This window comes from Xanthomonas melonis (assembly GCF_020783655.1).
Lineage (GTDB): Bacteria > Pseudomonadota > Gammaproteobacteria > Xanthomonadales > Xanthomonadaceae > Xanthomonas > Xanthomonas melonis.
The window spans coordinates 26,154-49,268 of record NZ_JAJGQH010000012.1 but is presented as its reverse complement, the minus strand read 5'-3'; the positions used below and the strand labels follow the sequence as shown (position 1 = coordinate 49,268).

Annotated in this window: 23 protein-coding genes and 1 tRNA gene; 12 read left to right on the top strand and 12 right to left on the bottom strand. The window is 64.9% G+C overall.

Annotation, left to right across the window (positions count from 1 at the left end; all coding sequences use genetic code 11):
- Positions 1-119: 119 nt before the first annotated feature.
- Positions 120-206, bottom strand: a tRNA-Leu gene (locus LL964_RS13110).
- A 189-nt stretch (positions 207-395) separates the two neighbouring features.
- Positions 396-2,165: a M14 family metallopeptidase gene (locus tag LL964_RS13105; protein ID WP_104588026.1), complete on the bottom strand. Its 1,770-nt coding sequence runs from the start codon at positions 2,163-2,165 to the stop codon at positions 396-398.
- 240 nt (positions 2,166-2,405) lie between these two features.
- On the opposite strand from LL964_RS13105, the gene LL964_RS13100 reads away from it, so the two are divergent.
- Positions 2,406-3,971, top strand: a complete 1,566-nt coding sequence (locus LL964_RS13100; protein WP_104588025.1) for a POT-type proton-dependent oligopeptide transporter — start codon at positions 2,406-2,408, stop codon at positions 3,969-3,971.
- A 7-nt stretch (positions 3,972-3,978) separates the two neighbouring features.
- The gene (locus tag LL964_RS13095) at positions 3,979-4,587 is read left to right on the top strand and encodes a rhomboid family intramembrane serine protease (RefSeq protein WP_104588024.1); all 609 of its coding nucleotides are present in this window, start codon (positions 3,979-3,981) and stop codon (positions 4,585-4,587) included.
- Between the two features lie 131 nt (positions 4,588-4,718).
- On the opposite strand, the gene LL964_RS13090 is transcribed toward LL964_RS13095, so the two are convergent.
- A complete protein-coding gene (locus LL964_RS13090) occupies positions 4,719-4,919 on the bottom strand; it encodes a hypothetical protein (RefSeq protein ID WP_104588023.1) in 201 nt (66 codons plus the stop codon).
- A 224-nt stretch (positions 4,920-5,143) separates the two neighbouring features.
- Here LL964_RS13090 and LL964_RS13085 point away from each other — a divergent pair, with 224 nt between their 5' ends.
- The 3 genes from LL964_RS13085 (at position 5,144) to LL964_RS13075 (ending at position 6,858) form a co-directional block, all read left to right on the top strand.
- On the top strand, positions 5,144-5,413 hold the full coding sequence (locus LL964_RS13085) for a GNAT family N-acetyltransferase (RefSeq protein WP_104588022.1): 270 nt from the start codon (positions 5,144-5,146) through the stop codon (positions 5,411-5,413).
- A gap of 38 nt (positions 5,414-5,451) precedes the next feature.
- Positions 5,452-6,291: a DUF3298 and DUF4163 domain-containing protein gene (locus LL964_RS13080; RefSeq protein ID WP_104588021.1), complete on the top strand. Its 840-nt coding sequence runs from the start codon at positions 5,452-5,454 to the stop codon at positions 6,289-6,291.
- Positions 6,292-6,357: 66 nt separating this feature from the next.
- Positions 6,358-6,858 (top strand): MarR family winged helix-turn-helix transcriptional regulator, encoded by a 501-nt coding sequence (locus tag LL964_RS13075; RefSeq protein WP_104588122.1) that lies wholly within the window; start codon positions 6,358-6,360, stop codon positions 6,856-6,858.
- 83 nt (positions 6,859-6,941) lie between these two features.
- Here LL964_RS13075 and LL964_RS13070 read toward each other — a convergent pair whose 3' ends face one another.
- A complete protein-coding gene (locus tag LL964_RS13070) occupies positions 6,942-9,140 on the bottom strand; it encodes a M3 family metallopeptidase (protein ID WP_208621464.1) in 2,199 nt (732 codons plus the stop codon).
- Positions 9,141-9,535: 395 nt separating this feature from the next.
- Here LL964_RS13070 and LL964_RS13065 point away from each other — a divergent pair, with 395 nt between their 5' ends.
- A complete protein-coding gene (locus tag LL964_RS13065) occupies positions 9,536-10,021 on the top strand; it encodes a glutathione peroxidase (protein WP_104588019.1) in 486 nt (161 codons plus the stop codon).
- A gap of 85 nt (positions 10,022-10,106) precedes the next feature.
- Here the strand turns inward: LL964_RS13065 and LL964_RS13060 are convergent, their stop codons facing one another.
- Positions 10,107-10,886: a ferredoxin--NADP reductase gene (locus LL964_RS13060; protein WP_104588018.1), complete on the bottom strand. Its 780-nt coding sequence runs from the start codon at positions 10,884-10,886 to the stop codon at positions 10,107-10,109.
- A gap of 193 nt (positions 10,887-11,079) precedes the next feature.
- Positions 11,080-12,957, bottom strand: a complete 1,878-nt coding sequence (locus tag LL964_RS13055; protein ID WP_104588017.1) for an ABC transporter ATP-binding protein — start codon at positions 12,955-12,957, stop codon at positions 11,080-11,082.
- Between the two features lie 227 nt (positions 12,958-13,184).
- Here LL964_RS13055 and LL964_RS13050 point away from each other — a divergent pair, with 227 nt between their 5' ends.
- From LL964_RS13050 to LL964_RS13040, 3 genes are all read left to right on the top strand, one after another.
- Entirely contained in the window at positions 13,185-14,702 is a 1,518-nt protein-coding gene (locus LL964_RS13050; protein WP_104588016.1) for a fumarate hydratase, read from the top strand.
- A 453-nt stretch (positions 14,703-15,155) separates the two neighbouring features.
- A complete protein-coding gene (locus LL964_RS13045; RefSeq protein ID WP_104588015.1) occupies positions 15,156-15,791 on the top strand; it encodes a glutathione S-transferase family protein in 636 nt (211 codons plus the stop codon).
- A 111-nt stretch (positions 15,792-15,902) separates the two neighbouring features.
- Positions 15,903-16,616, top strand: a complete 714-nt coding sequence (locus LL964_RS13040; protein WP_228316469.1) for a carbonic anhydrase — start codon at positions 15,903-15,905, stop codon at positions 16,614-16,616.
- Between the two features lie 201 nt (positions 16,617-16,817).
- Here the strand turns inward: LL964_RS13040 and LL964_RS13035 are convergent, their stop codons facing one another.
- The gene (locus LL964_RS13035; protein WP_104588014.1) at positions 16,818-17,948 is read right to left on the bottom strand and encodes a phospholipase A; all 1,131 of its coding nucleotides are present in this window, start codon (positions 17,946-17,948) and stop codon (positions 16,818-16,820) included.
- 192 nt (positions 17,949-18,140) lie between these two features.
- Positions 18,141-18,626, bottom strand: a complete 486-nt coding sequence (locus LL964_RS13030; RefSeq protein WP_104588013.1) for a DUF456 domain-containing protein — start codon at positions 18,624-18,626, stop codon at positions 18,141-18,143.
- A gap of 227 nt (positions 18,627-18,853) precedes the next feature.
- Between LL964_RS13030 and LL964_RS13025 the strand changes: the two genes are divergently transcribed.
- Positions 18,854-19,069 (top strand): cold-shock protein, encoded by a 216-nt coding sequence (locus LL964_RS13025; RefSeq protein ID WP_104588011.1) that lies wholly within the window; start codon positions 18,854-18,856, stop codon positions 19,067-19,069.
- A gap of 86 nt (positions 19,070-19,155) precedes the next feature.
- On the opposite strand, the gene LL964_RS13020 is transcribed toward LL964_RS13025, so the two are convergent.
- A complete protein-coding gene (locus LL964_RS13020) occupies positions 19,156-19,638 on the bottom strand; it encodes a glycine zipper 2TM domain-containing protein (RefSeq protein ID WP_104588010.1) in 483 nt (160 codons plus the stop codon).
- Between the two features lie 122 nt (positions 19,639-19,760).
- Positions 19,761-20,189 carry a hypothetical protein gene (locus LL964_RS13015; protein WP_104588009.1) on the bottom strand — a complete coding sequence of 143 codons (429 nt, stop codon included), beginning with the start codon at positions 20,187-20,189 and terminating at the stop codon, positions 19,761-19,763.
- A 70-nt stretch (positions 20,190-20,259) separates the two neighbouring features.
- Between LL964_RS13015 and LL964_RS13010 the strand changes: the two genes are divergently transcribed.
- On the top strand, positions 20,260-21,096 hold the full coding sequence (locus tag LL964_RS13010; RefSeq protein ID WP_104588008.1) for a tRNA threonylcarbamoyladenosine dehydratase: 837 nt from the start codon (positions 20,260-20,262) through the stop codon (positions 21,094-21,096).
- A 26-nt stretch (positions 21,097-21,122) separates the two neighbouring features.
- Here LL964_RS13010 and LL964_RS13005 read toward each other — a convergent pair whose 3' ends face one another.
- Positions 21,123-21,893: a TatD family hydrolase gene (locus LL964_RS13005; RefSeq protein WP_104588007.1), complete on the bottom strand. Its 771-nt coding sequence runs from the start codon at positions 21,891-21,893 to the stop codon at positions 21,123-21,125.
- Positions 21,893-22,108: a DUF6116 family protein gene (locus LL964_RS13000; RefSeq protein WP_104588006.1), complete on the bottom strand. Its 216-nt coding sequence runs from the start codon at positions 22,106-22,108 to the stop codon at positions 21,893-21,895. The genes LL964_RS13005 and LL964_RS13000 overlap by 1 nt, the downstream gene beginning before the upstream one ends.
- A 144-nt stretch (positions 22,109-22,252) precedes the next feature.
- Between LL964_RS13000 and LL964_RS12995 the strand changes: the two genes are divergently transcribed.
- Positions 22,253-23,047 (top strand): glycine zipper 2TM domain-containing protein, encoded by a 795-nt coding sequence (locus LL964_RS12995; RefSeq protein ID WP_104588005.1) that lies wholly within the window; start codon positions 22,253-22,255, stop codon positions 23,045-23,047.
- The last annotated feature ends 68 nt before the right edge of the window (positions 23,048-23,115 follow it).

Here is a 23,115-nt window from a genome sequence, read left to right as displayed (position 1 = left end):
GCGATGCGTCGTCGTTTGCGTAGTTCTGCTGCGCTGTTGATCGGCATGCTCACCAATGCCATCGCCCAAACGCAAAAAACCTCGCCGAGGCGAGGTTTTCTACGATCTACCGTGAGTCGTGGTGCCCAGGAGAGGACTCGAACCTCCACGAAGTTGCCCCCGCTAGCACCTGAAGCTAGTGCGTCTACCAATTCCGCCACCTGGGCGACTCAGGAGGCGAATTGTGCAAGCTGCGCGTGCGGCTGTCAACGTGTCTTCGGCAAAATGTTCGTGCTCGCCTGCGCTGCGCGTTGCGAGAACGGCAGCGTGATCGAGGACGCAGGTTGCATGCGTCCGTTACCGCGACGCACGGCAACCGATGGCGCTCTGCCGCGCCCGGCCGTGCGGGCGGGCGGTCAGAAGTCGGTCTGCGCGGTTCGCAGCACCGGGTACAACCGGTAGCGCTCATCCCATGAGGAATGGCGCCGGGCGAAGAACTCCAGCCGTGCCTGCGGGTCGCCGGCGAAGACCTTGTCGTTGGCGAGGCGTTGCTCGAACTGTGCCTTCAATGCGGCATCGCGGGCCAGCATCTCGCGCGCCACGTCTTCGGCGACATAGGCCTCCATGTATTCCTTGCGTTCGAAGGCCGTATTGAAAAAGCCCCATTGCAGCAGCGAATCCGGCGCCTGCGGCTCCAGCATCGCCATCACCAGGCGCGCCTTGGGTTGGGCGATCGGCACGAACAGTGAGCCGGCCGGCACGGCGCGGCGTTCCTCACGCCATTGCCCGACGACTTCCACGGTCTGGTGACCTTCGTTGGAGCGTGCCGCGAAGGTGGCGGTGTCGGCGCGGAAGGTCTGCACCTGGCGCTCTGCAGCCGTGCCGATGGTTCGGAAGTCGACACCGTGCAGGCGCAGTTTTTCCGCCACCAGTGCAGCCTGTGCGGCCGGCACCAGATACCCGCCGCGCGGCGCATCCACCACCACATCGGGCTTGACCTGATCGCGCAACGGCACCTTCCAGACTTGCGGGGTGTTCTCGTCGTAGCGCGTCATCAGCGCGCCGGAGATCGGCGAGGGCGTGCGTGTGTAGGCATAGCCGCGAAACGCGACGGTGCGCGCGGCGGGGCCAGCCGCAAAACTCAGCGGCTCGGGCGTGCCGGCCAGGCGGCTGGCACGTTGATCGGCCGCCAGCGCATCGGCGCGCCAGGCGGTTCCGTGTCTGGCCGCCTGCTGCAGCACCGACACGATGGTGTTGCGGGTGACCCGCACGCGGGTGGGGTAATCCTTCCACGAATGCGTTTCCACCAGCATGCCGAAGCGGTTGCGCAACAGGAAATAGCCATGCGAGAAGCGCGGCGGCGAGACGTCGTCGGCGAATCCGGAGCTGGGGTCGTCTTCGCGGACGAAGGAGGGGTAGTACGGCAGCGGCAGCGAGCCCTGCTTTTTGAGATCGGCAAGTACGGCGTCACGCCAACGCGTGCCATCGCGCTGCAGGGCGGCGTCGCCGGCATGCACCGGTTCGACCTGCACCGAGACATCGTGCTCGAACTTGGCGCCGTCGGTGACATGCAGGTCCACATACATCAGTGGGTCCCACTGCTGCACCAGCCGCAGCATGGCCTGCATTTCGGGCGCATCGGCCTTGACGTAGTCGCGGTTGAGATTGAGGTTCTGCGCGGTGGTGCGCCAGCCCATCTGCTCCGGCCCGCGCTGGTTGGGGCGGTTCCAGGCGCCGAAACGCTCGTGGCCATCCACGTTGAACACCGGCACGAACACCCACACCAGCTTGTCGAGGACGCCCTTGCCGGCCTTGCCGTCCAGCAGCTCGCGCAAGGCCAGAAAGCCGGCGTCCTTGCCGTCGATCTCGCCGGCATGGATACCGCCCTGGATCAGAACGACTGGCAGCTTGCGTTGCGCGGCGGCATCCGGATCCAGCACGCCGCTGGTGGAGACGACCAGCGCCTTCATCGGGCGGCCTTCGGGCGTGGTGCCGAATTGTGTGCAGCGCACCGCCTGCGGATAGCGTTGTGCGAACGCATCGCAGAGCGCGATGACCTCGTCATAGCGACCGGTCTGCACGAAGCCGCTGCGTTCGGCCACGCTGGTCAGCGATTCGGCAGCACCTACGGCAGGGAGGGAGGCGCACAACAACAGGCCCAAGGCCAGGCGGGTGAAGCGGAGCATGCGGGGGTCCGGCGATCTGGGGAAACCCTTTGCAATGTAGCCGAGCCGGCGGCACAGGCCAATCCGCACCGTGACCTGGCGCGCGCGGATGCGCGCTACCGGATCAGGCCCGCGGCGCGCAATGTCGCGGCGCATACGCCCGCCGGCATGACGCCATGCGAGGCGAGATGCCAGTCGCATGGCAGCGAGCCCACCGGCGCCGGTACGATAGGGCCTGCCTACCGTTGGACCGGACCGCCTTTGACCACCCCGACCTTGCCCGGCGCCGCTGCCGGCGCGCGCCTGCCGCGCCAGATTCCCTTCATCATCGGCAATGAAGCCTGCGAGCGCTTCAGCTTCTACGGAATGCGCAACATCCTGGTGCAGTTCCTGATCACCTCGTTGCTGCTGCAGGAGATCAGCGGCCCAGGCCGCGAGGCCGAGGCCAAGCACATCCTGCACAGTTTCATGATCGGGGTGTACTTCTTCCCGTTGCTGGGCGGCTGGCTCGCCGATCGGTTGTTCGGCAAATACAACACGATCCTGTGGTTCAGCCTGGTCTATTGCGCCGGGCACGCGTGTCTTGCGCTGTTCGAAGACAGCCGCAGCGGCTTTTTCGTCGGATTGAGCCTGATCGCGCTGGGGGCGGGTGGTATCAAGCCACTGGTGGCCTCGTTCATGGGCGACCAGTTCGATCAGTCCAACAAGCACCTGGCGAAGGTCGTCTTCGACGCGTTCTACTGGATCATCAATTTCGGCTCGCTGTTCGCCTCGCTGCTGATTCCGCTGGCACTGAAGAACCTGGGGCCATCCTGGGCGTTCGGCATTCCCGGCATCTTGATGTTCGTGGCCACGCTGGTGTTCTGGCTGGGACGCAACCGCTATGTGCGGGTGCCCTTGCCGCCCAAGGACCCGCACGGGTTCGGCGCGGTGGTGCGCACCGCGCTGCTGACACGCGCATCGGGGCAGGGCCGCCCGGGCCTGGTGCTGGCGCTGCTGTCGGTGTTGCTGGCGCTGGCCTGCTTCGTGCTCATCGAACCGTTGGGCATCGTCATCTGCCTGTGCATGGCGCTGGTGCTGCTGCTGGCCGGCATCGGCGGCGGCACCTGGTGGCAGCTGGAACGTGCGCGGGGCACGCATCCGGATGCGGCGGTGGAAGGCGTGCGGGCGTTGCTGCGAGTGCTGGTGATCTTCGCCCTGGTCACCCCGTTCTTTTCGCTGTTCGATCAGAAGGCCTCGACCTGGGTGCTGCAGGGGCGTGAGATGCGCATGCCGGTCTGGTTCACCGCCTCGCAGATGCAGGCGCTCAATCCGCTGCTGGTGATGCTGTTGATCCCCTTCAACAACCTGGTGCTGTATCCGGTGCTGCGCCGGATCGGCTGGGAACCCACGCCATTGCGGCGGATGACCAGCGGCATCGCTTTCAGCGGCGTGGCCTGGATCGCGGTCGGGCTGATCCAGGTGGTGATGGATGGCGGCGAGCCGATGCACATCGCCTGGCAGATCCTCCCGTATGCGCTGCTCACCTTCGGCGAGGTGCTGGTGTCGGCCACCGGCATCGAGTTCGCCTACAGCCAGGCGCCGCCGTCGATGAAAGGTGTGGTGATGAGTTTCTGGTACCTGACCACCACGGTCGGCAATCTGTGGGTGCTGCTATCGAACGTGGCGGTACGCAATGAGACGGTGACCGCGCATATCGCCGATACTGGGCTCAGCGAAGCGGCGTTTCTGATGTTCTTCTTCGCGGCCTTCGCATTCCTGGCGGCACTGGCCTTCGGCCTGTATGCGCGCGGTTATCGCATGGTCGACAATTACCGTTCTGCCTGAGGTCTGCATGATTACCCTGATCCTGATCGCCATCAACGGCATCGTCTCCTGGATGGCGTTCAACAACCGCAGGTTGAACGACCGCCTGATCCTGTGGCCGCCGGCCGTGGACAAGTACAAGCAGTACGACCGGTTGGTGACCTATGGCTTCATCCACGCCGACCTGGGCCACCTGGTCTTCAACATGATCACGCTGTTCTTCTTCGGGCGGGTCATCGAACGGGTGATGCTGCAGGTCACCGGCAGCGTGCTGACCTATCCGCTGTTCTATCTGGCGGCGCTGGTGGTATCGATCCTGCCCAGCTATCTGAAGAACCAGAAGAATCCCAACTATCTGAGTCTGGGCGCATCCGGGGCAGTGTCGGCGGTGCTATTCGCCTTCATCCTGCTGCAGCCGTGGACGATCATCCTGGTGCTGTTCATTCCGGCCCCGGCGATCATCTATGCCGTGTTCTACGTTGGATACAGCCTGTGGATGGATCGCCGTGGCGGCGATCGCATCAACCACAGCGCGCACCTGGCCGGTGCGGCGTTCGGGGTGATGTTCATGCTGATCATGGCGCCAGAGGTGTGGCAGATCTTCCTGCAACAGCTCGTCAATCCGCGCTTCGGCTAAGCCTGCGCCAGACACACTGCTGCAGCCAGGCGTGAAGGGAGTGGGGCGGCACCGTCGTGAACGGGTCGGGCCACTTCCTGCGCCGGGATTGTCGCAGTGGCGCGGCGTCCCGGCGGATACCGCCAAGCCGCTCAGGCCGCGCTGCGGTCCTGGTCGCTTGCGGTGGCACTGCTGGACGTTGCGCCATAGGCCTGCTGCAGGCGCTGATACACCGTATCGTTGAGCTGTGCGAAGTCCGCGCTATGGGTGTCGCCGGTCAGGGCGAACTGGAACAAGCCTTCCAGCAGCGAGCTGTCGCTCGGGGCGTTGTTTCCTGCCGAATCGTTGTGCATGCGATGACTCCTCGTAGGTGAGCAAGAGCCTTGTCCAGTGCCCGGAGCCGGGTGCTGCGAGTGCTCTTGAGCTCAGCTATCGGCGCAGGCGAAACGAACTTGAGTGACGGCCCTCCAATTCGTGCGGAGTGCGTGGCGTGGGTTCATTTTCACGCTGGCGCGGCGTGGCGCTGTTCACACTCAAGGCCCATTCCCTGGCTGCAGACCACACGGAGTCAGCGACCATGCGCGCCGAACACCAACCCGCCGAGCAGCGATTCCATCTATCGGCTGATGGCCAGCGCGCCGAGCTGCAATACCGTCGCGACGACGCACGCCTGACCATTACGCACACGGCGGTACCCGATGCGATCGCCGGGCGCGGCATCGCGTCGGCCCTGGTCGAGGCCGCATTACAGTACGCACGCGACAGCGGCCTGAAAGTCGTGCCCGCATGCAGTTACGCCGAGGCATACATGCGCCGGCATCATCAGTATCACGACCTGCTGGCCTGATGCCGGCAACAACGTTTGGATCAGGGGAGTTGGCAGGAATGGGGCGGTTGGCGCAAGTGAATGGATGGGTGGGGATCGTGCTGCTGGCCATGCTGGCGGGTTGCACGCAGCGCGAGGCGACGACCGCCGAACCGGTGGCGCCGGCTGCCGATGCTGTGCCGACGCCGGTCGCCGAACCGGTCATGGTGAGCAGTGGTCCGTTGCAGGACGTGATCGAGCATGCGCCGGCATACATGGTGGGCATCAGTTATCCGCGTGGCCTGGACGCCTATCCGGAATTGGCTGGCCTGGTCCGCGACTATGCACAGGATGCGCGCGACGAGCTGATGCAGGCAGTGTCGGGACTGGGCAACGACAAGCCTGCAGCGCCCTATGAACTGTCGCTGTCGTTCGAGAAACTGTTGCAGACTCCCGAACTGATCGTGGTGTCCGCCGACGGCAGCCGCTATACCGGCGGCGCGCATGGCGAACCATTAGTGGCGCGTTTCGTCTGGCTGGTCAAGGAGCGCAGGCAGCTGACCGCACAGGCACTGATCGCAGATCCCGCTGGCTGGGAAAAGATCGGCCGCGAGGTCGCCATGCAGCTGCATGCCGCCGCAGCCGAGCGCGTAGTGGCCGAGCGCGTGCCGATCGAGGAACAGGCAGAGCAGGTTGCCTCGGCCGACCGCATGATCGCCGAAGGAACCACGGCGCAGGTAGGCAATTTCGCTCAGTTCGTTCCGGTATTGAATGCGGCCGGCAAGATCGCCGCACTGCGTTTCGTGTTTCCGCCGTATCAGGTCGGGCCGTATTCGGACGGCACGCAAACGGCGGAAATCACAACTGCGACGTTGCTCCCGTGGGTCGCGCCGGAATATGCACATCTCTTCGCTCGCTGATCCATCGCCTTGCAGGTGATGTGTTTGAATGGCCGCGCCATTCAGTATTGGAATCAGACCGGCGATATGAGTAGTTTCGATGCGACCGAGAACTGCGTGAACCACACAAGCGAGCGTTACACGGCATTTCCGCGGGAATCGGCCGTCGTGGTGAGGTTGATCAAGCATCTGTACAAGCGACTGCATACGATCACTTGCATCCGGCTCAGGCCTTACGGAATCAGCCCACCAGAATACGAGATCCTGATGACGCTGCATGGCACGCCGGACCAAGCGATCACGCCGACCGAGGCGGCCGAGGCGGTTAGCGAGAAGCCGGCCAACATCACCCGGCTCACCGACCAGCTATGCGAAAAAGGCCTGATTGCGCGCGGCACCAGCGCAGATGATCGGCGCAAGATCGTGTTGACCCTGCAACCGGCTGGGCTGGCGTTGATTGAGAGCTTGCTGCCGGAAGCCTGCGAGCTGCTGGCGCAGCAGACCTCCCACATCAGCGAGGCCGAACAGGTGCGTCTGGAAAAGCTGCTGAAGAAACTGCTCATTGGCGTGGACTTGGTCGAGCCCTGAGCCGGTACGACGGCGCGCGTCGCCATCAACGACAACGCCGCCCGGAGCGATCCGGGCGGCGTTGTCGTTCTTGGGACTGGACGTTACGGCTTGGACTGCGGAGTTTCCTTCGTTGCGCCGTCGCCGCCCTGCGCGCTCAGGCCGCGCTTTTCCAGTAGCGGCTCGATCTGCGGCGCGTGACCGGCGAAGTTCTGGAACAACTCCATGGCATCCACGCTGCCGCCGCGCGAGAGCAGGGTCTTGCGGAAGCGGTCGCCGTTGGCGCGGCTCAGGCCGCCGTGCTGCTTGAACCATTGCTGGGTGTTGGCATCCAGCACTTCCGACCAGATGTAGGCGTAGTAGCCAGCGGCATAGCCTCCCATGATGTGGCTGAAGTAGGGAGTCTTGTAGCGCGGCGGCACCGGTGCGTAGGCAATGCCGTCCTGCTGCAGGGCCTTGGCTTCGAACGCCATGACGCCGGCTGCATCGGGCACCTGGCTGGCGCTGACCTGATGCCAGTTCTGGTCCAGCATCGCCGCACCCAGGTATTCGGTGGTGGCGAATCCCTGATTGAACTTGGACGCGGCGATCACCTTGTCCAGCAATGCCTGCGGCATCGGCGTGCCGTTCTGGTAATGCTTGGCATAGTTCTTCAGGATCGACGGCTCGTCGGCCCACATCTCGTTGACCTGCGAGGGAAATTCGACGAAGTCACGCGGCACGCTGGTGCCGGAGAAATACGGGTATTTGACGTCCGAGAACATGCCGTGCAGCGCATGCCCGAACTCATGGAACATGGTGGTCACTTCATCCCAGGTCAGCAGCGTTGGCTGGCCGGCCGGCGGCTTGGGAATATTGAGATGATTGGCCACCACCGGCTTGAAACCGGTCAGGTCCGACTGCGAGACATACGAGTTCATCCATGCGCCACCACGCTTGGATTCGCGTGCGTACATGTCGGCGATGAAGATCGCCAGCTGCTTGCCATCGGCATCGAACACGTCGTAGACGGTGATGTCGTCGCGGTAGGTCGGCAGATCGGTGCGCTGCTTGAAGGTCAGGCCGTATTCCTGGGTGGCGGCGTAGAACACGCCGTTTTCCAGCACGTTCTTCAGTTCGAAGTAGGGCTTGAGCTGGGATTCGTCGAAGTTGTACTTGGCCTGGCGCACCTTCTCGCTGTAGTAGGCCCAATCCCAGGCTTCGAGCTTGAAGGTGGGCTTGCGTGCAGCTTTTTGTTCCTTGTCGATCATCGCCTGCAGATCGGCGGCTTCGCGCTTGGCGTTGGCGACCGCAGCAGGTGCCAGCTTACCGAGCATCGCATTGACCGCTTCCGGAGTCTTGGCGGTCTGGTTTTCCAGGGAATAGGCTGCGTAGGTGGGGAAGCCGAGCAGCTTGGCCTTGTCGGCGCGCAGCTTCATGATGCGCGACACCAGCGCGGTGTTGTCGTACTGGCCGCCATGGCTGCCACGCGACACCGAGGCGTCGTAGATCTTCTTGCGCAGGTCGCGGTTCTTCAGCTGGGTCAGCGGCGGTTGGCCGGTGGTGTTGAGCAGCGCAATCACGTACTTGCCATCGAGCTTGCGCGCCTTCGCCGCTTCGGCGGCCGCAGCGATCTGTTCTTCGGACAGGCCGTCGAGCTGCTTGACGTCATCCACGACCACCGCGGCGGCGTTGACCTCGGCCAGTACGTTCTGGCTGAAGGTGGTGCCCAGCTTGGCCAGCTCGGCATTCATCGCCTTGAGCGTGGTCTTGTCCGCATCGGAGAGCTTGGCGCCATCGCGCACGAAGTCGCTGTAGTACTTCTCGACCAGGCGCACACCTTGCGCATCGAGGCCCAGCTTGGCGCGTTGGTCGTACAGGGTCTGGATGCGCGCAAACAGCTTGCCGTTGAGCGAGATCGCATCGCGGTGCGCGGCGAACTTGGCCGAGTAATCGGCCTGCAGCTTCTTGCGTACATCGTTGGTGTCGGCACCGACCAGGTTGAAGAACACGGTGGTCGCCCGATCCAGGGTGGCGCCGCTCTTCTCCAGCGCGAGGAGGGTGTTCTCGAAGCTCGGTTTGGCCTTCTGGTTGGCGATCTTCTCCACTTCCTTCAGCTGCTCCGCCATGCCGGCGTCGAAAGCGGGGGCGAAATCGCTGTCGGTGATCTTGTCGAACTGCGGGTAATGCAGCGGCAGGTCGCTGTCGGCGAAGAAGGGGTTGGCCTGGGTGGCGGCCTGGGTGGCAGCGGGGGCGGCAATGCTGTAGGACGGCATGGCAAGTCCCAGGGAAGCGGCCAGGGCAAAAGCGAGACGGGTGGTCAAGAGAGTTGCTCCAAAGTGCGACCCATGAGGCTAACCCGGGCCGGGGGGTACTGGCTTGTGACAAAAGGCATGGCCGGGCAGCGGACGCGAGCATTGGCAGTTGCGGTTCTGGCGTGGTGGCGACCAGTACGCTGGGGCGATCTGACGGCGAGCCACACGTTGCAAGGTCTGCAGGCAAAGGCGATTCTTCGGGCGGCGCCTGCCGTTCGCCTGCCGGCGCAATGCGTTGCTGCCAGTGTCTGCGACGTCTGGCATCGCGAATGAAATGCGCGAGCGGCCTCATTCCGGGCCGCACACGTGGCTCGCCGCAGGGCAACCTTGCCACTCCGGCCAACTGCAACGTGCGGCCCTGCATCGTCCTGCGCTAGGCTGACGTCTTTGCAGTGGAGACCGGCATGACGGCGCTTTCGGCCCAGCAGTTCACCGACCTCGATGGGCGCACGCACGCCTTGGCCGACTACGCCGGCAAGGTGCTGCTGGTCGTCAATGTGGCCTCCAAGTGCGGTTTTACCCCGCAGTACGCGGGCCTGCAGGACCTATGGCAGCGCTACCGTGCGCGTGGTCTGGTCGTGATCGGCTTTCCGTGCGATCAATTCGGCCATCAGGAGCCAGGTGACGCCGCGCAGATCCGCCAGTTCTGTTCGCTGGATTATGCGGTGGATTTCCCGTTGTCTTCGAAGATCGAGGTCAATGGCAGCGGCGCGCATCCGTTGTGGCAGTGGCTCAAGCACGAACGCCCCGGCGTGCTCGGATCGGAGGCCATCAAGTGGAATTTCACCAAGTTCCTGATCGGCCGCGACGGGCGCGTACTGGAGCGTTATGCGCCCACCACCAAGCCGGAAGCGTTGGCTGCCGACATCGAGCGCGCGCTGGGCACATGATCCGGTAGGGCATGGTGCTCGAACCGACGGCATCGGGTCCTTCAGATGAAACGCCGCGCCGCGCTGGCGTTTCACCCGTGTCAGGTCACTTCTCGACGAAGGCACGCTCGAATACGTAATGCCCCGGCGTACCGATGCGCGGCGAGGTCTGGAAGCCGCGGCCGTCCAGCAGCGTACGCAGGTCGGCCAGCATCTGCGGGCTGCCGCAGATCATGAAACGGTCGTTGGCCGGATCCAGCGTTGGCAGGCCCAGCGTCTGCTGCATGCGTCCATCGGCCATCAGCTCGGTCAGCCGGCCCTGGTTGGCGAAGGCTTCGCGGGTGACTGCCGGGTAGTACAGCAGCTTGTCGCGCAGGATATCGCCGAGGAACTCGTGCTGCGGCAGCTCGCGCTCGAAGTAGTCGCGATAGGCCAGATCCTGCTCGAAGCGGACGCCGTGGGTGAGGATCACCTTGTCGAAGCGCTCGTAGGTTTCCGGGTCCTTGATGACCGACAGCCATGGCGCCAGGCCGGTGCCGGTCCCCAGCAGGTACAGGTTGCGGCCCGGGTGCAGGTCGCTGATCAACAGCGTGCCGGTGGGCTTCTTGCCGACCAGCACCTTGTCGCCGGGCTGGATGTGCTGCAGCCGCGAGGTCAGCGGACCATCGGGCACCTTGATGCTGAAGAACTCCAGCTGTTCTTCCCAGTTGGCACTGGCGATCGAATACGCGCGCAGCAACGGGCGCGTCTCGGTCTCCAGTCCGATCATCACGAACTGCCCGTTCTCGAAACGGAAACCGGGGTCGCGGGTGGTGGTGAAGCTGAAGTAGGCATCGGTCCAGTGGCGGACCTCGAGCACCGTTTCGGCGCCGAAAGCGGAAGACATACCGGTGAGTGTCGTGGGAGGAATACCGGGCAATTCTACCTCAAGCCCGCCAAATGAGATGAACTCTCATTTGGCGGGCCGGAATTCGGGAGTCGGAATTGGGGATTCGCAAGAGCAGATCCTGGGTCCCGGAAGTGCCGGGCTCGCGGATGAGCCGGCAGCTCTTCCCAATCCCCAATGCCTAATCCCGGCCTCACCGATACCCAGCCGCCTGCAGCTCGAACAGCTCCGCATAGCGCCCGCCCTGCGCCATCAGCTCCGCATGGGTGCCGTTGGCCTCGATGCGCCCCGCCACCAGTACCAGGATGCGGTCGGCCATGCGTACGCTGGAGAAGCGGTGCGAGATCAGTACCGCGGTGCGGTTGTCCGACAGCTCCTTGAAGCGCTGGAATACCTCGAACTCGCTGCGCGCGTCCAGCGCGGCGGTGGGTTCGTCCAGAATCATCAGCTGCGCATCGCGCATGTAGGCGCGCGCGATGGCGATCTTCTGCCACTGCCCGCCGGACAGGTCCACGCTGTTCTTGAAGCGGCGGCCGATCAGCTGGTCGTACCCATGCGGCAGGCCGGCGATCAGTTCGCCCGCCATCGCGCGCTGCGCGGCTGCCTGGATGCGGCCGGTGTCGTCCATCGCATCCACCTGGCCCACGCCGATGTTCTCGCCCACGCTCAGGTGATAGCGCACGAAATCCTGGAAGATCACCCCCAGATTGGCGCGTAGATCGTCCAGGTCATAGTCGCGTAGATCGTGGCCATCGAGCAGGATGCGGCCTTCGGTCGGGTCGTAGAGCCGCGCCAGCAGCTTCACCAGGGTGGTCTTGCCGGCGCCGTTCTCGCCCACCAGTGCCAGCACTTCGCCGGCGCGCAGTTCGAAGTCCAGATGGCGCACCGTCCATTGCTCCGCCTCGGGATAGCGGAAGCCCACGTCCTCGAACACGAAGCCCTGGCGGATCGGGCGCGGCACCGGCAATGCGTCGGGGCGGGAGCGGATCTCCGGCACGATGTTGAAGAACGAGTACAGGTCGTCCAGGTACAAGGCCTGGCCGGCGACCTGCGAGAACCCGATCAGCAGGCCTTCCAGCAACTGGCGCAGGCGCAGGAAGCTGCCGGCCAGGAAGGTCAGGTCGCCGATGCTGAAGTCGCCACGCACGGTGCGCCAGGCGATATAGCCGTACGCGGCGTAATAGCCCAGGGTGCCCAGCGCCGCCAGCAGCGCGCCCCACAGCGCACGCTTGCGCGCCAGTGCGCGGTTGGCCTGGAAGAACTTGTCGGCCAGTCGCCGGTAGCGCGCGATCAGGAACCGGTGCAGGTTGAGGATCTTGACTTCCTTGGCGGTCTCCACGCTGGCGCCGACCTGGCGCAGGTAGTCGAGCTGGCGCCGTTCCGGCGTCCACTGGAAGTTGAGCGAGTAGCCCAGTGCGTTGAAGTGGGCCTCGCCGATGAACGCGGGAATCAAGGCGATCGCCAGCAACACGATCAGCCAGGGCGCATACACCACCAGGCCCACCGCCAAGCTGATCACCGTGATGGCGTCCTGCACCTGACCGAACAACTGGCTCATCAGGTTCATGCGGTTCATGGTCTGGCGCCGCGCGCGATCCAGCTTGTCCTGCCGGTCGGGATCTTCGAAGTCCTTCAGATCCAGCTGCGCAGCGTGTTCCATCAGGCGCACGCTGGCCGCGTTGTTGAACAGCTCCGACAGCAGCGCATCGGCATAGCCGACCATGCGTCCGAGTAGATCCGAACCGATCGCCAGGGCCAGCTCCAGTGCTAGCAATTCCAGCAACCGGTTCAGGCGCCCACTGCCCAGCGCCTGGGCGAATGACTCGAACGCCGGCGGCTGGCCCACCAGGTGGATCGCCTCGTCGATGATCAGCTTGCCGATGTAGAGCGTGGCAATCGGCATCAGCGCGCGCAACACGCGCAGGCCGATGCTGCTGGCGCTCAACCAGCGGCTGGTCTGCCAGATCTGACGCAGGAAGGGGGGCAGATTGCGCAGCGCATCCAGGCGTTCGCGCAGGGTGGGGCCGGTACGGGGAGTGGGCGCGGCGGCGCCGGAATGGGAAGCTGACATTCGCCCAGTGTGCCGGGCGCGGCGTGCTTCGGGAGTGTTGAACCTTGCCGGAGGGGGAGCGCATCGCCGCCGGACAGCTTGGCCCGGCCCGGGCACTGCGGTGCGAAGGGCTGCAGCGCTGCCGCAGACGCGCCATTCGCAACCCAGCCTTCCCCTGGCTACGCCGGTGCGGCCGGCGGTTTGTTCTAAAATGCCCGGATTGACCCCCGCCAGCCGTAGAGCCAGCCGTGACCTCGATCAAGCAGGAAGACCTCATCCAGTCCGTCGCCGATGCGCTGCAGTACATCAGCTACTACCACCCGGTCGACTACATCAAGAATCTGTCCGCTGCCTACGAGCGCGAAGAGTCGCCGGCGGCCAAGGACGCCATCGCGCAGATCCTGATCAATTCGCGCATGTGCGCCGAAGGCCATCGCCCGATCTGCCAGGACACCGGCATCGTCACCGTATTCCTGGAAATCGGCATGAACGTGCGCTGGGACGATGCCACGATGGGTGTGGAAGACATGGTCAACGAGGGCGTGCGTCGCGCCTACAACCATCCGGACAACAAACTGCGCGCCAGCGTGCTGGCCGACCCGGCCGGCAAGCGCGCCAATACCCGTGACAACACGCCGGCGGTGGTCAACACCAAGATCGTGCCGGGCGACCATGTCGAAGTGATCGTCGCCGCCAAGGGTGGCGGCTCGGAAGCCAAGAGCAAGTTCGCCATGCTCAACCCGTCCGATTCCATCGTCGATTGGGTGCTCAAGACCGTGCCGACCATGGGCGCCGGCTGGTGCCCGCCGGGCATGCTGGGCATCGGCATCGGCGGCACCGCCGAGAAGGCGATGCTGCTGGCCAAGGAAGCGCTGATGGAGCCGATCGACATCGTCGACCTGCAGGCGCGCGGCGCCTCCAATCGCGCCGAAGAACTGCGGCTGGAGCTGTACGAAAAGGTCAATGCGCTCGGCATCGGCGCACAGGGCCTGGGTGGCCTGACCACGGTGCTGGACATCAAGGTCAAGGATTACCCGACCCATGCCGCCAACCTGCCGGTGGCGCTGATTCCCAATTGCGCGGCCACCCGCCATGCGCATTTCACCCTGGACGGCAGCGGCCCGGTGATGCTGGACCCGCCCTCGCTGGAAGACTGGCCCAAGCTCACCTACAACCCGACCAATGCGCGCCGGGTCAACCTGGATACCATCACCCGCGAAGAAGTGGCCAGCTTCAAGCCGGGCGAGGTGATCCTGCTCAACGGCAAGCTGCTGACCGGCCGCGACGCCGCGCACAAGCGCATGATCGACATGCTCAACAAGGGCGAAACCCTGCCGGTGGATTTCACCAACCGCTTCATCTATTACGTCGGCCCGGTCGATCCGGTGCGTGACGAAGTGGTGGGCCCGGCCGGCCCGACCACCGCCACGCGCATGGACAAGTTCACCCGCCAGATGCTGGAACAGACCGGCCTGCTCGGCATGGTCGGCAAGTCCGAGCGTGGCGATGCCGCCATCGATGCGATCCGCGACAACAAGGCGGTGTACCTGATGGCGGTCGGCGGCTCGGCCTACCTGGTGTCCAAGGCGATCAAGGCCGCGCGCGTGCTGGCGTTCGAAGATCTCGGCATGGAGGCGATCTACGAATTCGAGGTCAAGGACATGCCGGTCACCGTGGCAGTGGATTCCACCGGCGAGTCGGTGCACAAGACCGGCCCGCGCCAGTGGCAGTCGCGCATCGGCAAGATTCCGGTGGTGGTCGAGTAAGCGCGGCAATCGAGCCGGCTGCGCGGCCGATGGGCTGGCGTGGCCGGTATCGGCAAGCGACATGGACCAGGCGTTTACGGCGGCTATTGCGAACGCTCGTCTTCGACTGAGCGGCAACCAGACGGCGTGCGTTTCGACCGTCCGGCCTGGAACGGCGAGGCAGCGCACGCAGCGTCGCACAATCCACCGGCAGTACGGCCCAGTTACAGCGCACCCGGGCGCGACGAAGCGTTAACGGAAATGCATCGCACCCGGGTGCGTACCGCCGCGCAGGAAGCGGCTATGCTCGGCGGACCAGCGGGTCCGCAAGCAGAACGGATGCTCCGACGCATCTGCACCGTGCTGCTGTCGTGCCTGAGCCTGAGTGGGGCGCAACAGCAAGAGGCGGCGACGGTGCTGATTCCGTCCAGCAACGACGCGTCGCGGCCTGCTACCACCTGATCCGGAGCGCGCATGGTCGCCACGCTGTATCACACCCCCAGCACCGCCGCCCTGGTCGTGCACTGGCTGCTGATCGAACTCGACATTCCCCACGTGCTGCATCCGCTGGACTTCGACCGGCGCGAGCAGAAATCGCCGGAGTATCTGGCGCTCAATCCAGCCGGCGTGGTGCCAACCCTGGTGCTGGACGGGCAGGTGCTGACCGAAGCGGCGTCGATCGTGTTGCACCTGGCCGACCTGTACCCGCAGGCCGGGCTGGCACCGCCTGTCGGTACGCCCGAGCGTGCCGCCTATTACAAGTGGATGTTCTTCTGCGCCAATACCTTGCAGCCGGCCTATCGCGCCTGGTTCTACCCTGACGAACCAGCCGGTGCCGCGCGTGCCGAAGACGCACAGGTACAGGCGCGCGCGCGGCTGGAGGCAGCCTGGACCCAGGTGGATGCGTATCTGCAGGCGCACGGCCCGTACCTGCTGGGCCGGCAGCTGTCGGCAGCCGATTTTCTGCTCACCATGTTGATGCGCTGGTCGCGCAACATGCCGCGGCCGACCGATACCTGGCCGGCGCTGCAGGCGCATGCGCAGCGTATGAAAGCGCGCCCGGCCTTTCAGGAAACCTATCGCCGTGAGGGCCTGACGGACTGGACCTGAACCGGCGGCTGGCGACTGCGAAGTTTTGTGCGCATTACCTCCTTCTGGGTCGTTTTGCGGCGTTTGTCACATAGTACGATCGCGGCACCAACCAGAGAGCAGGGGCTCGCCATGTCGCATTCCGCATCCCGTCGAAAACTGCTGCAGTGCGCCTGTTGCGCGCCGATCGCCGCAGCTACCGCGTCGCTTCCGTTTGCCGTGCGCGCCGCCCCGTCGAAGAAGACTGACCTCAACGCCGAGCAGGCGCTGCAGATACTGCGCGATGGCAATGCCGCCTTCGTGGAAAACCGCCCCAAGAAGATCATCTCCGACAGCCGCCGCCGCCTGGAACTGGCGTTGGGCCAGACTCCGTTCGTGATCCTGGTGTCGTGCTCGGATTCGCGCGTACCGCCGGAGCTGCTGTTCGGCCGCGGACTGGGCGAGATGTTCATCGTCCGCAATGCCGGCAACACCGTCGATACGACGGCGCTGGGCTCGATCGAATACGCAGTGAGTCAGCTCGGCGTGCCGCTGGTGGTGGTGATGGGCCACGAGAGCTGCGGCGCGGTGGCTGCGGCGGTCTCGGTGGTGGAGCAGAACGCGTTCTTCCCGGGCGCGATCGGCGCCATGATCGAACCCATCGTTCCGGCGGTGCTGACGGCCAAGAGCAAGGGGAGCGACGATCTGCTGGCTGCCTCCGTGAAGGCCAACGTCAAGCGGACCGTCGATCGTCTGCGCGGCGCTTCCGAACCCGCCTTGCTCGAACCCCTGCGCACCGGCGCCTGCAAGGTGGTCGGCGCCTACTACACCTTGAAGGACGGCAAAGTGGATTTCTTCGACGTCTGAGTCGATGGCGCGCCGCTGGCGGTGCATGATGCGGACTGCCAGGAATGCGCAGTCCGCGCCGCGCAACCCGGCGTGGCGGTGGGTTCGCAGCTTCCCGCGCAACGCAAAGAGCCGGCAGCGATGCCGGCTCTTTGCGTGTGTGTCATGTCTGCAGGGCAGGGCGTTGCGTGCGCCGTATGCCGTGGACGGATCGTGCCTGGCTCAGAACCACTCCAGCAGCGACACGCCGACGCCCACATAGGTGGCCTTGTGGTTGTAGTCGATCAGGCTTTCGCCGTAGCCATCGAACACCTGCACGTGGCCGCGCAGCAGGTTGTTGATGGGAAACCCATAGTCCAGCTGCACGGAACCATGTGAACGATCGCCTCCGCGCAACGAGTGACGCGCGATCAAGGCGACCTCGTGGCCGTTCTTGTTGTAGACCAGGGTCGCATCGCCACGCCCCATGTAATCCTCGATGTCCGGATTATTGTCGTCGGCGCGGTCTTCCTTGATACGGAACCACGGACGCAGGGTCAGCGCCCAGTTCTCCCGATCCAGTCCGATATTGAGGATCACCCGGTTCCACGAGCGCGACAACGGGTCGGCTCGCCCGTTGGACATGTGGTTGAGGCTGATGCCGCTCATACGGCCCTTCCAGCCGAAGATGCTGTAGTTGTTGCGGAACACCAGCATCGCTTCGGGTTCGTAATTGGTCTCGCGGAACGGGCGCGACGCCTCCGAGTTGTAGGCCTGCCAGCGCGAGCTCTGGGTATAGCCCATCCAGATGTCGCCATTGTCGCCGAACAGATCCTCGGCCACCTTGGTCTTGAAGCTGAGCTGGAACTTCAGTTCGGCGCTGTCCAGCTGTTGCGGCGTGTTGACCGAGTTGGCCGGGTTCGGCGACTGTGGCGTGCGGTTGGTATCGCTGGTCCAGAATGCGGGAAGCAGATAGACCGGCTTGTAGCCGCGTAGCTGGAAGGTGCCCAGTTTGGAATCCTTGGCCAGCTCCCAACGGCGGTCCAGCAGCGAACCACGTCCGGCATTGGCCACCGCTTCCTCGATCGGCCTGTCTTGCGCTTCGGCACGGAAGAAATCGCCGACGCGGCTGAGGGTGCGCGCATCCTCCGGCTTGGCGGCCTGCTTGGCCAGCTGCGCTGCCGCGTCTGCCTGCTGGGTGGCCTGCGGTGTGTAGCCCAGGGCCTGGTCGTAGCAGGCCAGGCGTGCGGCGTCCGAGGTGACGGAGGTGCAGGCCTGCGGCGATGCCGGTTGTGGAGCGATTTCCTGTGCCTGGGCCAGCGGGGCGGCTGCCAGTGCGATCAACAGGTAGGAGCGAGAAGAATGGGTAGGCATGGCGCTCGGGCCGAGGAGGGCGCCGGGCCGGCGCGACAGCAGCTAGCTTAACGGTCGCGTCTGCATACGCAGTGTGTATACGGCGGCATAACACCCGCCTGGGGTGCAGCCGCAGCGAGCGCTAGTGAGCGATGCTGGGTCGTTTATCGCCCGCGCCCAGATGAGCGCGTGGCGAGCACGGCGCGTGATGCCTCAAAAAAACCAGGCGATCGCGAACACGCCGAGCATGCATAGCCCCAATGCCAGCTTGGTGGCAGTGCCCAAGACGATGCCCAGCCACGTGCCGACCCCGACCTTGGTGGCTCGATCGGTCTTGCGCGTCTGCAGGTATTCGCCCAGCCAGGCACCGGCGAATGGCCCGACGAACAAGCCGATGGGCATGAACAGCAGTCCGACGAAGGCGCCGATCACCGATCCCCACAACGCGGCCTTGCTGGCACCCACGCGTCGGGCGCCGTACACCGTGGCCAGAAAGTCGATCAGGAACGACAGCGCAGTGATCAGCCCGAGAACAAGCAAAGGGATCCATCCCACGTGAGCGAAGCCGTCGGCCCAGGCCGCCAGCAGCAACCCGGCAAAGACCAGTGGCAAGCCGGGCAACGCGGGCAGGATCACCCCGGCCAGGCCCACCAGCACCAGTGCTACGGCCAACACGTAGTAGACGACGGTGATATCCATAATGCTTCGAAAATGTCCTATTTCAGACTTGATGGGATTGCACAAGGGGTGCTTGAAAATTGGTTTTGCGCGGGTTAAGTTGCAGCCGCTGCTGTTTGCAAAGGTCACCGTGAATCGTGGCCTGATGGGTAGATCGGCCGATCCGCTACATCCTCGTACCTCGCTTCCTCCTTGCAATCACAGCCACCACCGCCAGTCCATCACAGTGTCGTAGGGAGTCAGTCGAGATGTCCAACATCGAACGCGAACACGGTGTCGTGAAGTGGTTCAACGATGCCAAAGGCTTTGGATTCATCAGCCGCGAGAACGGCGAAGATGTTTTCGTGCATTTTCGCGCGATCCAGATCCAGGGCTTCAAGAGTCTCAAGGAGGGGCAGAAGGTCAGCTTTACCGTTGTGCAGGGACAAAAGGGACTGCAGGCCGATGCGGTGCAGGTGGTCTGAGCCGCACGATCGGTCACTGGTATCGCAGATAGCAAAAAGGCCCGTCACCGGGCCTTTTTGCTGTGTATCGCCGACGCCGGTGCCGATCAGCGCAGCACGACGCGGCCGTTGACCACCCGCACATAGGCGTTTTCGCGCACGCCGGCCAGGTCGCGCTGATTCACCACGATCACGCGGCCGTCGTCCATACGCACCTGCACATCGAAGCTGGAACTGGTGACGTTGTTCTGGATGGCATTACCGGCCAGCGCGCCAGCCGCCGCGCCGGCGACGGCCGAGACATTCTTGTTGCCCTTGCTGCCGCCGGTCTCCTTGGAGATCTGGCGGCCGGCCACCGCGCCCACGATGCCACCCAGCACGGCACCGGTACCGGTCGGGGCCGTGCGGGTGGGGCCGACTTCGTCGATGCGGGTCACGATGCCGCAATCCACGCAGCGTGGTGCAGGCTGCGAGTAACCCCGGTCATAGCCGCGATCGCCGCGATAGCTGCCGTACTGAGGTTGAGAGGTGGCGCAGCCAACCAGGGTTGCGGTTGCAGCCAGGCCGATAACGAGCAGTCGGGTCTTCATCGTGGTGTCTCCGGGGTGGTTCTGAAGGCGGTCGAGGCCGCGGCGACGTCATCCTGTGATGGTCCGGGTGAACGGTCTGCCAACTGGGTCACTCCAGGCTTAACGAAACCCGAGCGTCGGCTTCACCGGAAATCGCGATGACAGGCATCGCAGGCCTCGGCGACCTGGGCGTGCAGATCGGCCAAGGCCGCGCAATCGGCCGCGGGCATGGCCTGGGCGCGGTCGAGTACCGCACGCAGGGCCTGGGCGTGCTCGCCAAAGCGGCGGTCCTCTCCCTGGTGTGCGAACGCGGGCTCCAGGTCGGCGGCAAGCAGGCGCAAGGTGCGCACCCGCGATTGTTGCTGCGCCGGCGTGCATGCGCTGCCGGGCGGCAGCCGCAGCGCGCGCAGTTGATAGTCCATCACCTGCATCAGGCTGTCGGGGATCTGGTCGCGTCGGGCCTGCAGCACGCGCGCCACCATCACCGTTGCCACCAGTCCGATCAGCACGCCCAGCACCAGCATGAAGGCGTAGCGCGCCGCGCGCGATTGAGGGGCAGGGGAGTCGGTCATGTCGCGTGCTCCGGCAGCAAGGCGGGCGGTTGGGCGGACGCGCCGCGGATGGCGCGCGTAAAATAAGCTGATGAAAGCACAATGGCGTGAACGCTTTGCCGGTATCGACCGGCTGTATGGAGTCGGCACGGTGGAGCGCCTGGCCGCCTGCCGCGTGGCTGTGGTCGGCATGGGCGGCGTGGGCTCGTGGGTGGTGGAGGCGCTGGCACGCACGGGCGTGGGCCATCTGCGCCTGATCGATGCCGACGATCTGTGCGTGTCCAACACCAATCGGCAACTGCCGGCATTGGCCGGGCAGTATGGGCGCAACAAGGCGCGGGCAATGGCCGAACGCTGCGTGGCGATCAATCCGGAGATGGACGCCGAAGCGGTGGAGTCCTTCCTCACCGCCGGCAATATCGACACCCTGCTGGGCGATGGCTTCGATCTGGTGATCGATGCTTGCGACAGCTTCCGGGTCAAGGTGGAAACCATTGCGTGGTGCCGTCGGCGCAAGCTGCCGCTGCTGACCGTGGGTGCTGCCGGCGGACGTACCGATCCCACCCTGGTGCGGGTGCGCGACGTCTCGCGTACCGAGCACGATGCGATGCTGGCACTGATCCGCAAAAAGCTGCGCAGCGAGTTCAACTTCCCCAAGAACCCGCAGCGCTACTTCGGCGTGCCGGCGGTGTATTCGCTAGAGAACGTCAAGTATCCGCAGGCCGACGGCAGCGTGTGCGGCATTCGCCCGCAACTCGATGCCGATGCCACGCTCAAGCTCGATTGCGGTGCCGGGCTGGGAGCGGCCACGCATATCACCGGTACCTTCGCGTTCGTGGCGGTGGGCAAGGCGTTGGAGATGCTGCTCAAACCCAAGTCGAAGGCTGGCGCGATCAGCCCGTCGGCTGGCATTGCCGCGGCATCGTAAATCGCCGGGCGTAACGCCCGGTGGCCTCACGCCGCCGGCAACCCGAACAAGCTGCGTGCGTTGGCCGTCGTCTGTGCGGCGACGCTGGCGGCATCGTCCCCGCGTAGTTGCGCGATGCAATCCAGCACCGTGCGCAGAAAGGCCGGCTCATTGCGCTGGCCGCGATTGCCTGCGTCGGGTTGGTCGGGTGCATCGGTTTCCAGCAGCAGATAGCGCAGCGGCATGCTCGCCGCCAGGCCGCGCAGGCGATTGGCCCGTGGATAGGTGACCGGCCCGCCGAGGCCGATCAGGAAGTCCAGGTTCCACAGTTGCCGGGCCTGTTCCGGACTGCCGGCAAAGCTGTGCACCACGCCGCGCAGGCCGCCGACCGCCTTGATGCGGGCGATGACCTCTTCGGTGGCACGACGTGCATGCACGATCAACGGCAGGTCGTACCGTTTGGCCAGTTGCAGCTGGCCATCGAAATAGCTGCGCTGCGCCTGCGCATCCAGGCCATCCAGGTAGTAATCCAGCCCGCACTCGCCGATGGCGCAGGGGCGCTCGCGCTCGATCCAGTCGGCCAGGACCTCCAGATGCTCGGGACGATGTTGATCCAGGAAGATCGGATGCAGGCCATAGGCCGCATGCAGCCCGGGTGCCTGCGCGCAGACCGCGCGTAGGCCCGTCCAGCTGGCGGCGCTGATGGCCGGCACCACCTGTTGCACCACGCCGGCCGCGCGTGCGCGGGCGATGACTGCGGCGCGGTCGTGGTCGAATTCGCCGGCGTCCAGATGGCAGTGGCTGTCGACCAGTTCCATCAGCTGTGGCGCGACGCTGCGGGGAGTGGCGCTTTGCGGGTTTTCCAGTTCGCCAGCAGCAGTGTCGTGAGGCCGAACAGCAGTTCGTCCAGGAAAGGCAGCGGATCGGGCAACAACAGGTCCACCGCGAACAGGATCGCCGCCAACTTGAACAGTGTGGGGTAGCGCAGTCGGCCGGCCCACTCCAGCGCGCGTGCGGTCAATGGATTCGGCATGCCTCGGCTCCTGCTGTTAGAAGTGCATGAAGTAACCGCTAGCTGAACTTAACTGGCGCGTTCATGAGCGAGCGCGTTTTCGTTCAGGGTTCCCATGCTGGAATCACGCCGTCAACAACGCGGCGGGTCCGCAGGGAGCTGGTCATGAAGAGCAATACGACAACTATACTGGTCGCTGCCGGTGCCTTGCTGGTCGGGGGCGTTGCCACTGCGGCCTTCATGAACAATCGTCCGTCCTCCGGCGATTTCGTCGCCAACGGCCAGCCGGCTCCGCGTGGCCTGGAATACGCCGACGTGGTCAAGGTGGCACCGATCACCCAGCGCGAGCCGCAGTATGCGCAGGTGATCAACAGCAGCGCGATCCGCGAAACCACCACCAGCTCGTCGCCGCGCGAAGTCTGCCGCGACGTGGTCGTGCAGGAACGGCTGCCCGAGCGCGACGGCAACGTCGGCGGCACCGTGGCTGGCGCCGTCATCGGCGGTCTGATCGGCAACCAGGTGGGCGGCGGCAACGGTCGCAAGCTGGCGACCGCTGCGGGTGCAGTGGGTGGCGGCTTCATCGGCAACCGGGTCGACCGTAATCATGTCGGCGGACGCGTGGTCGACCGTACCGAACGCCAGTGCCATACCGAGAACGCCAATTCGCAGTCCTCGCGCGTGGTGGGCTACGACGTGACCTACCGCAACGCCGATGGCACCACCGGCACCATGCGGATGGACAGCAAGCCGGGCGAGCGCATCTCGCTGGGCGATGCCGACAACACGGTGGGCTACGACGTGACCTACCGCTACGACGGTTTCGAGAAGACCGTGCGCATGAATGATCGGCCGACCAGTGATCGTCTGCCGGTGGTCGATGGTCAGCTGGTCACCCAGACGGCCTCGGCAGCCGGCGGCGCGGGCTTCCGCCGCGACGAGATGGGCACCAGCCGCCAGTAATCGGACTGGAAGCATTGCAGAAGAAAGAGCCGGCGCCGCCGGCTCTTTTTTTGCGCCGGGAACCGCCA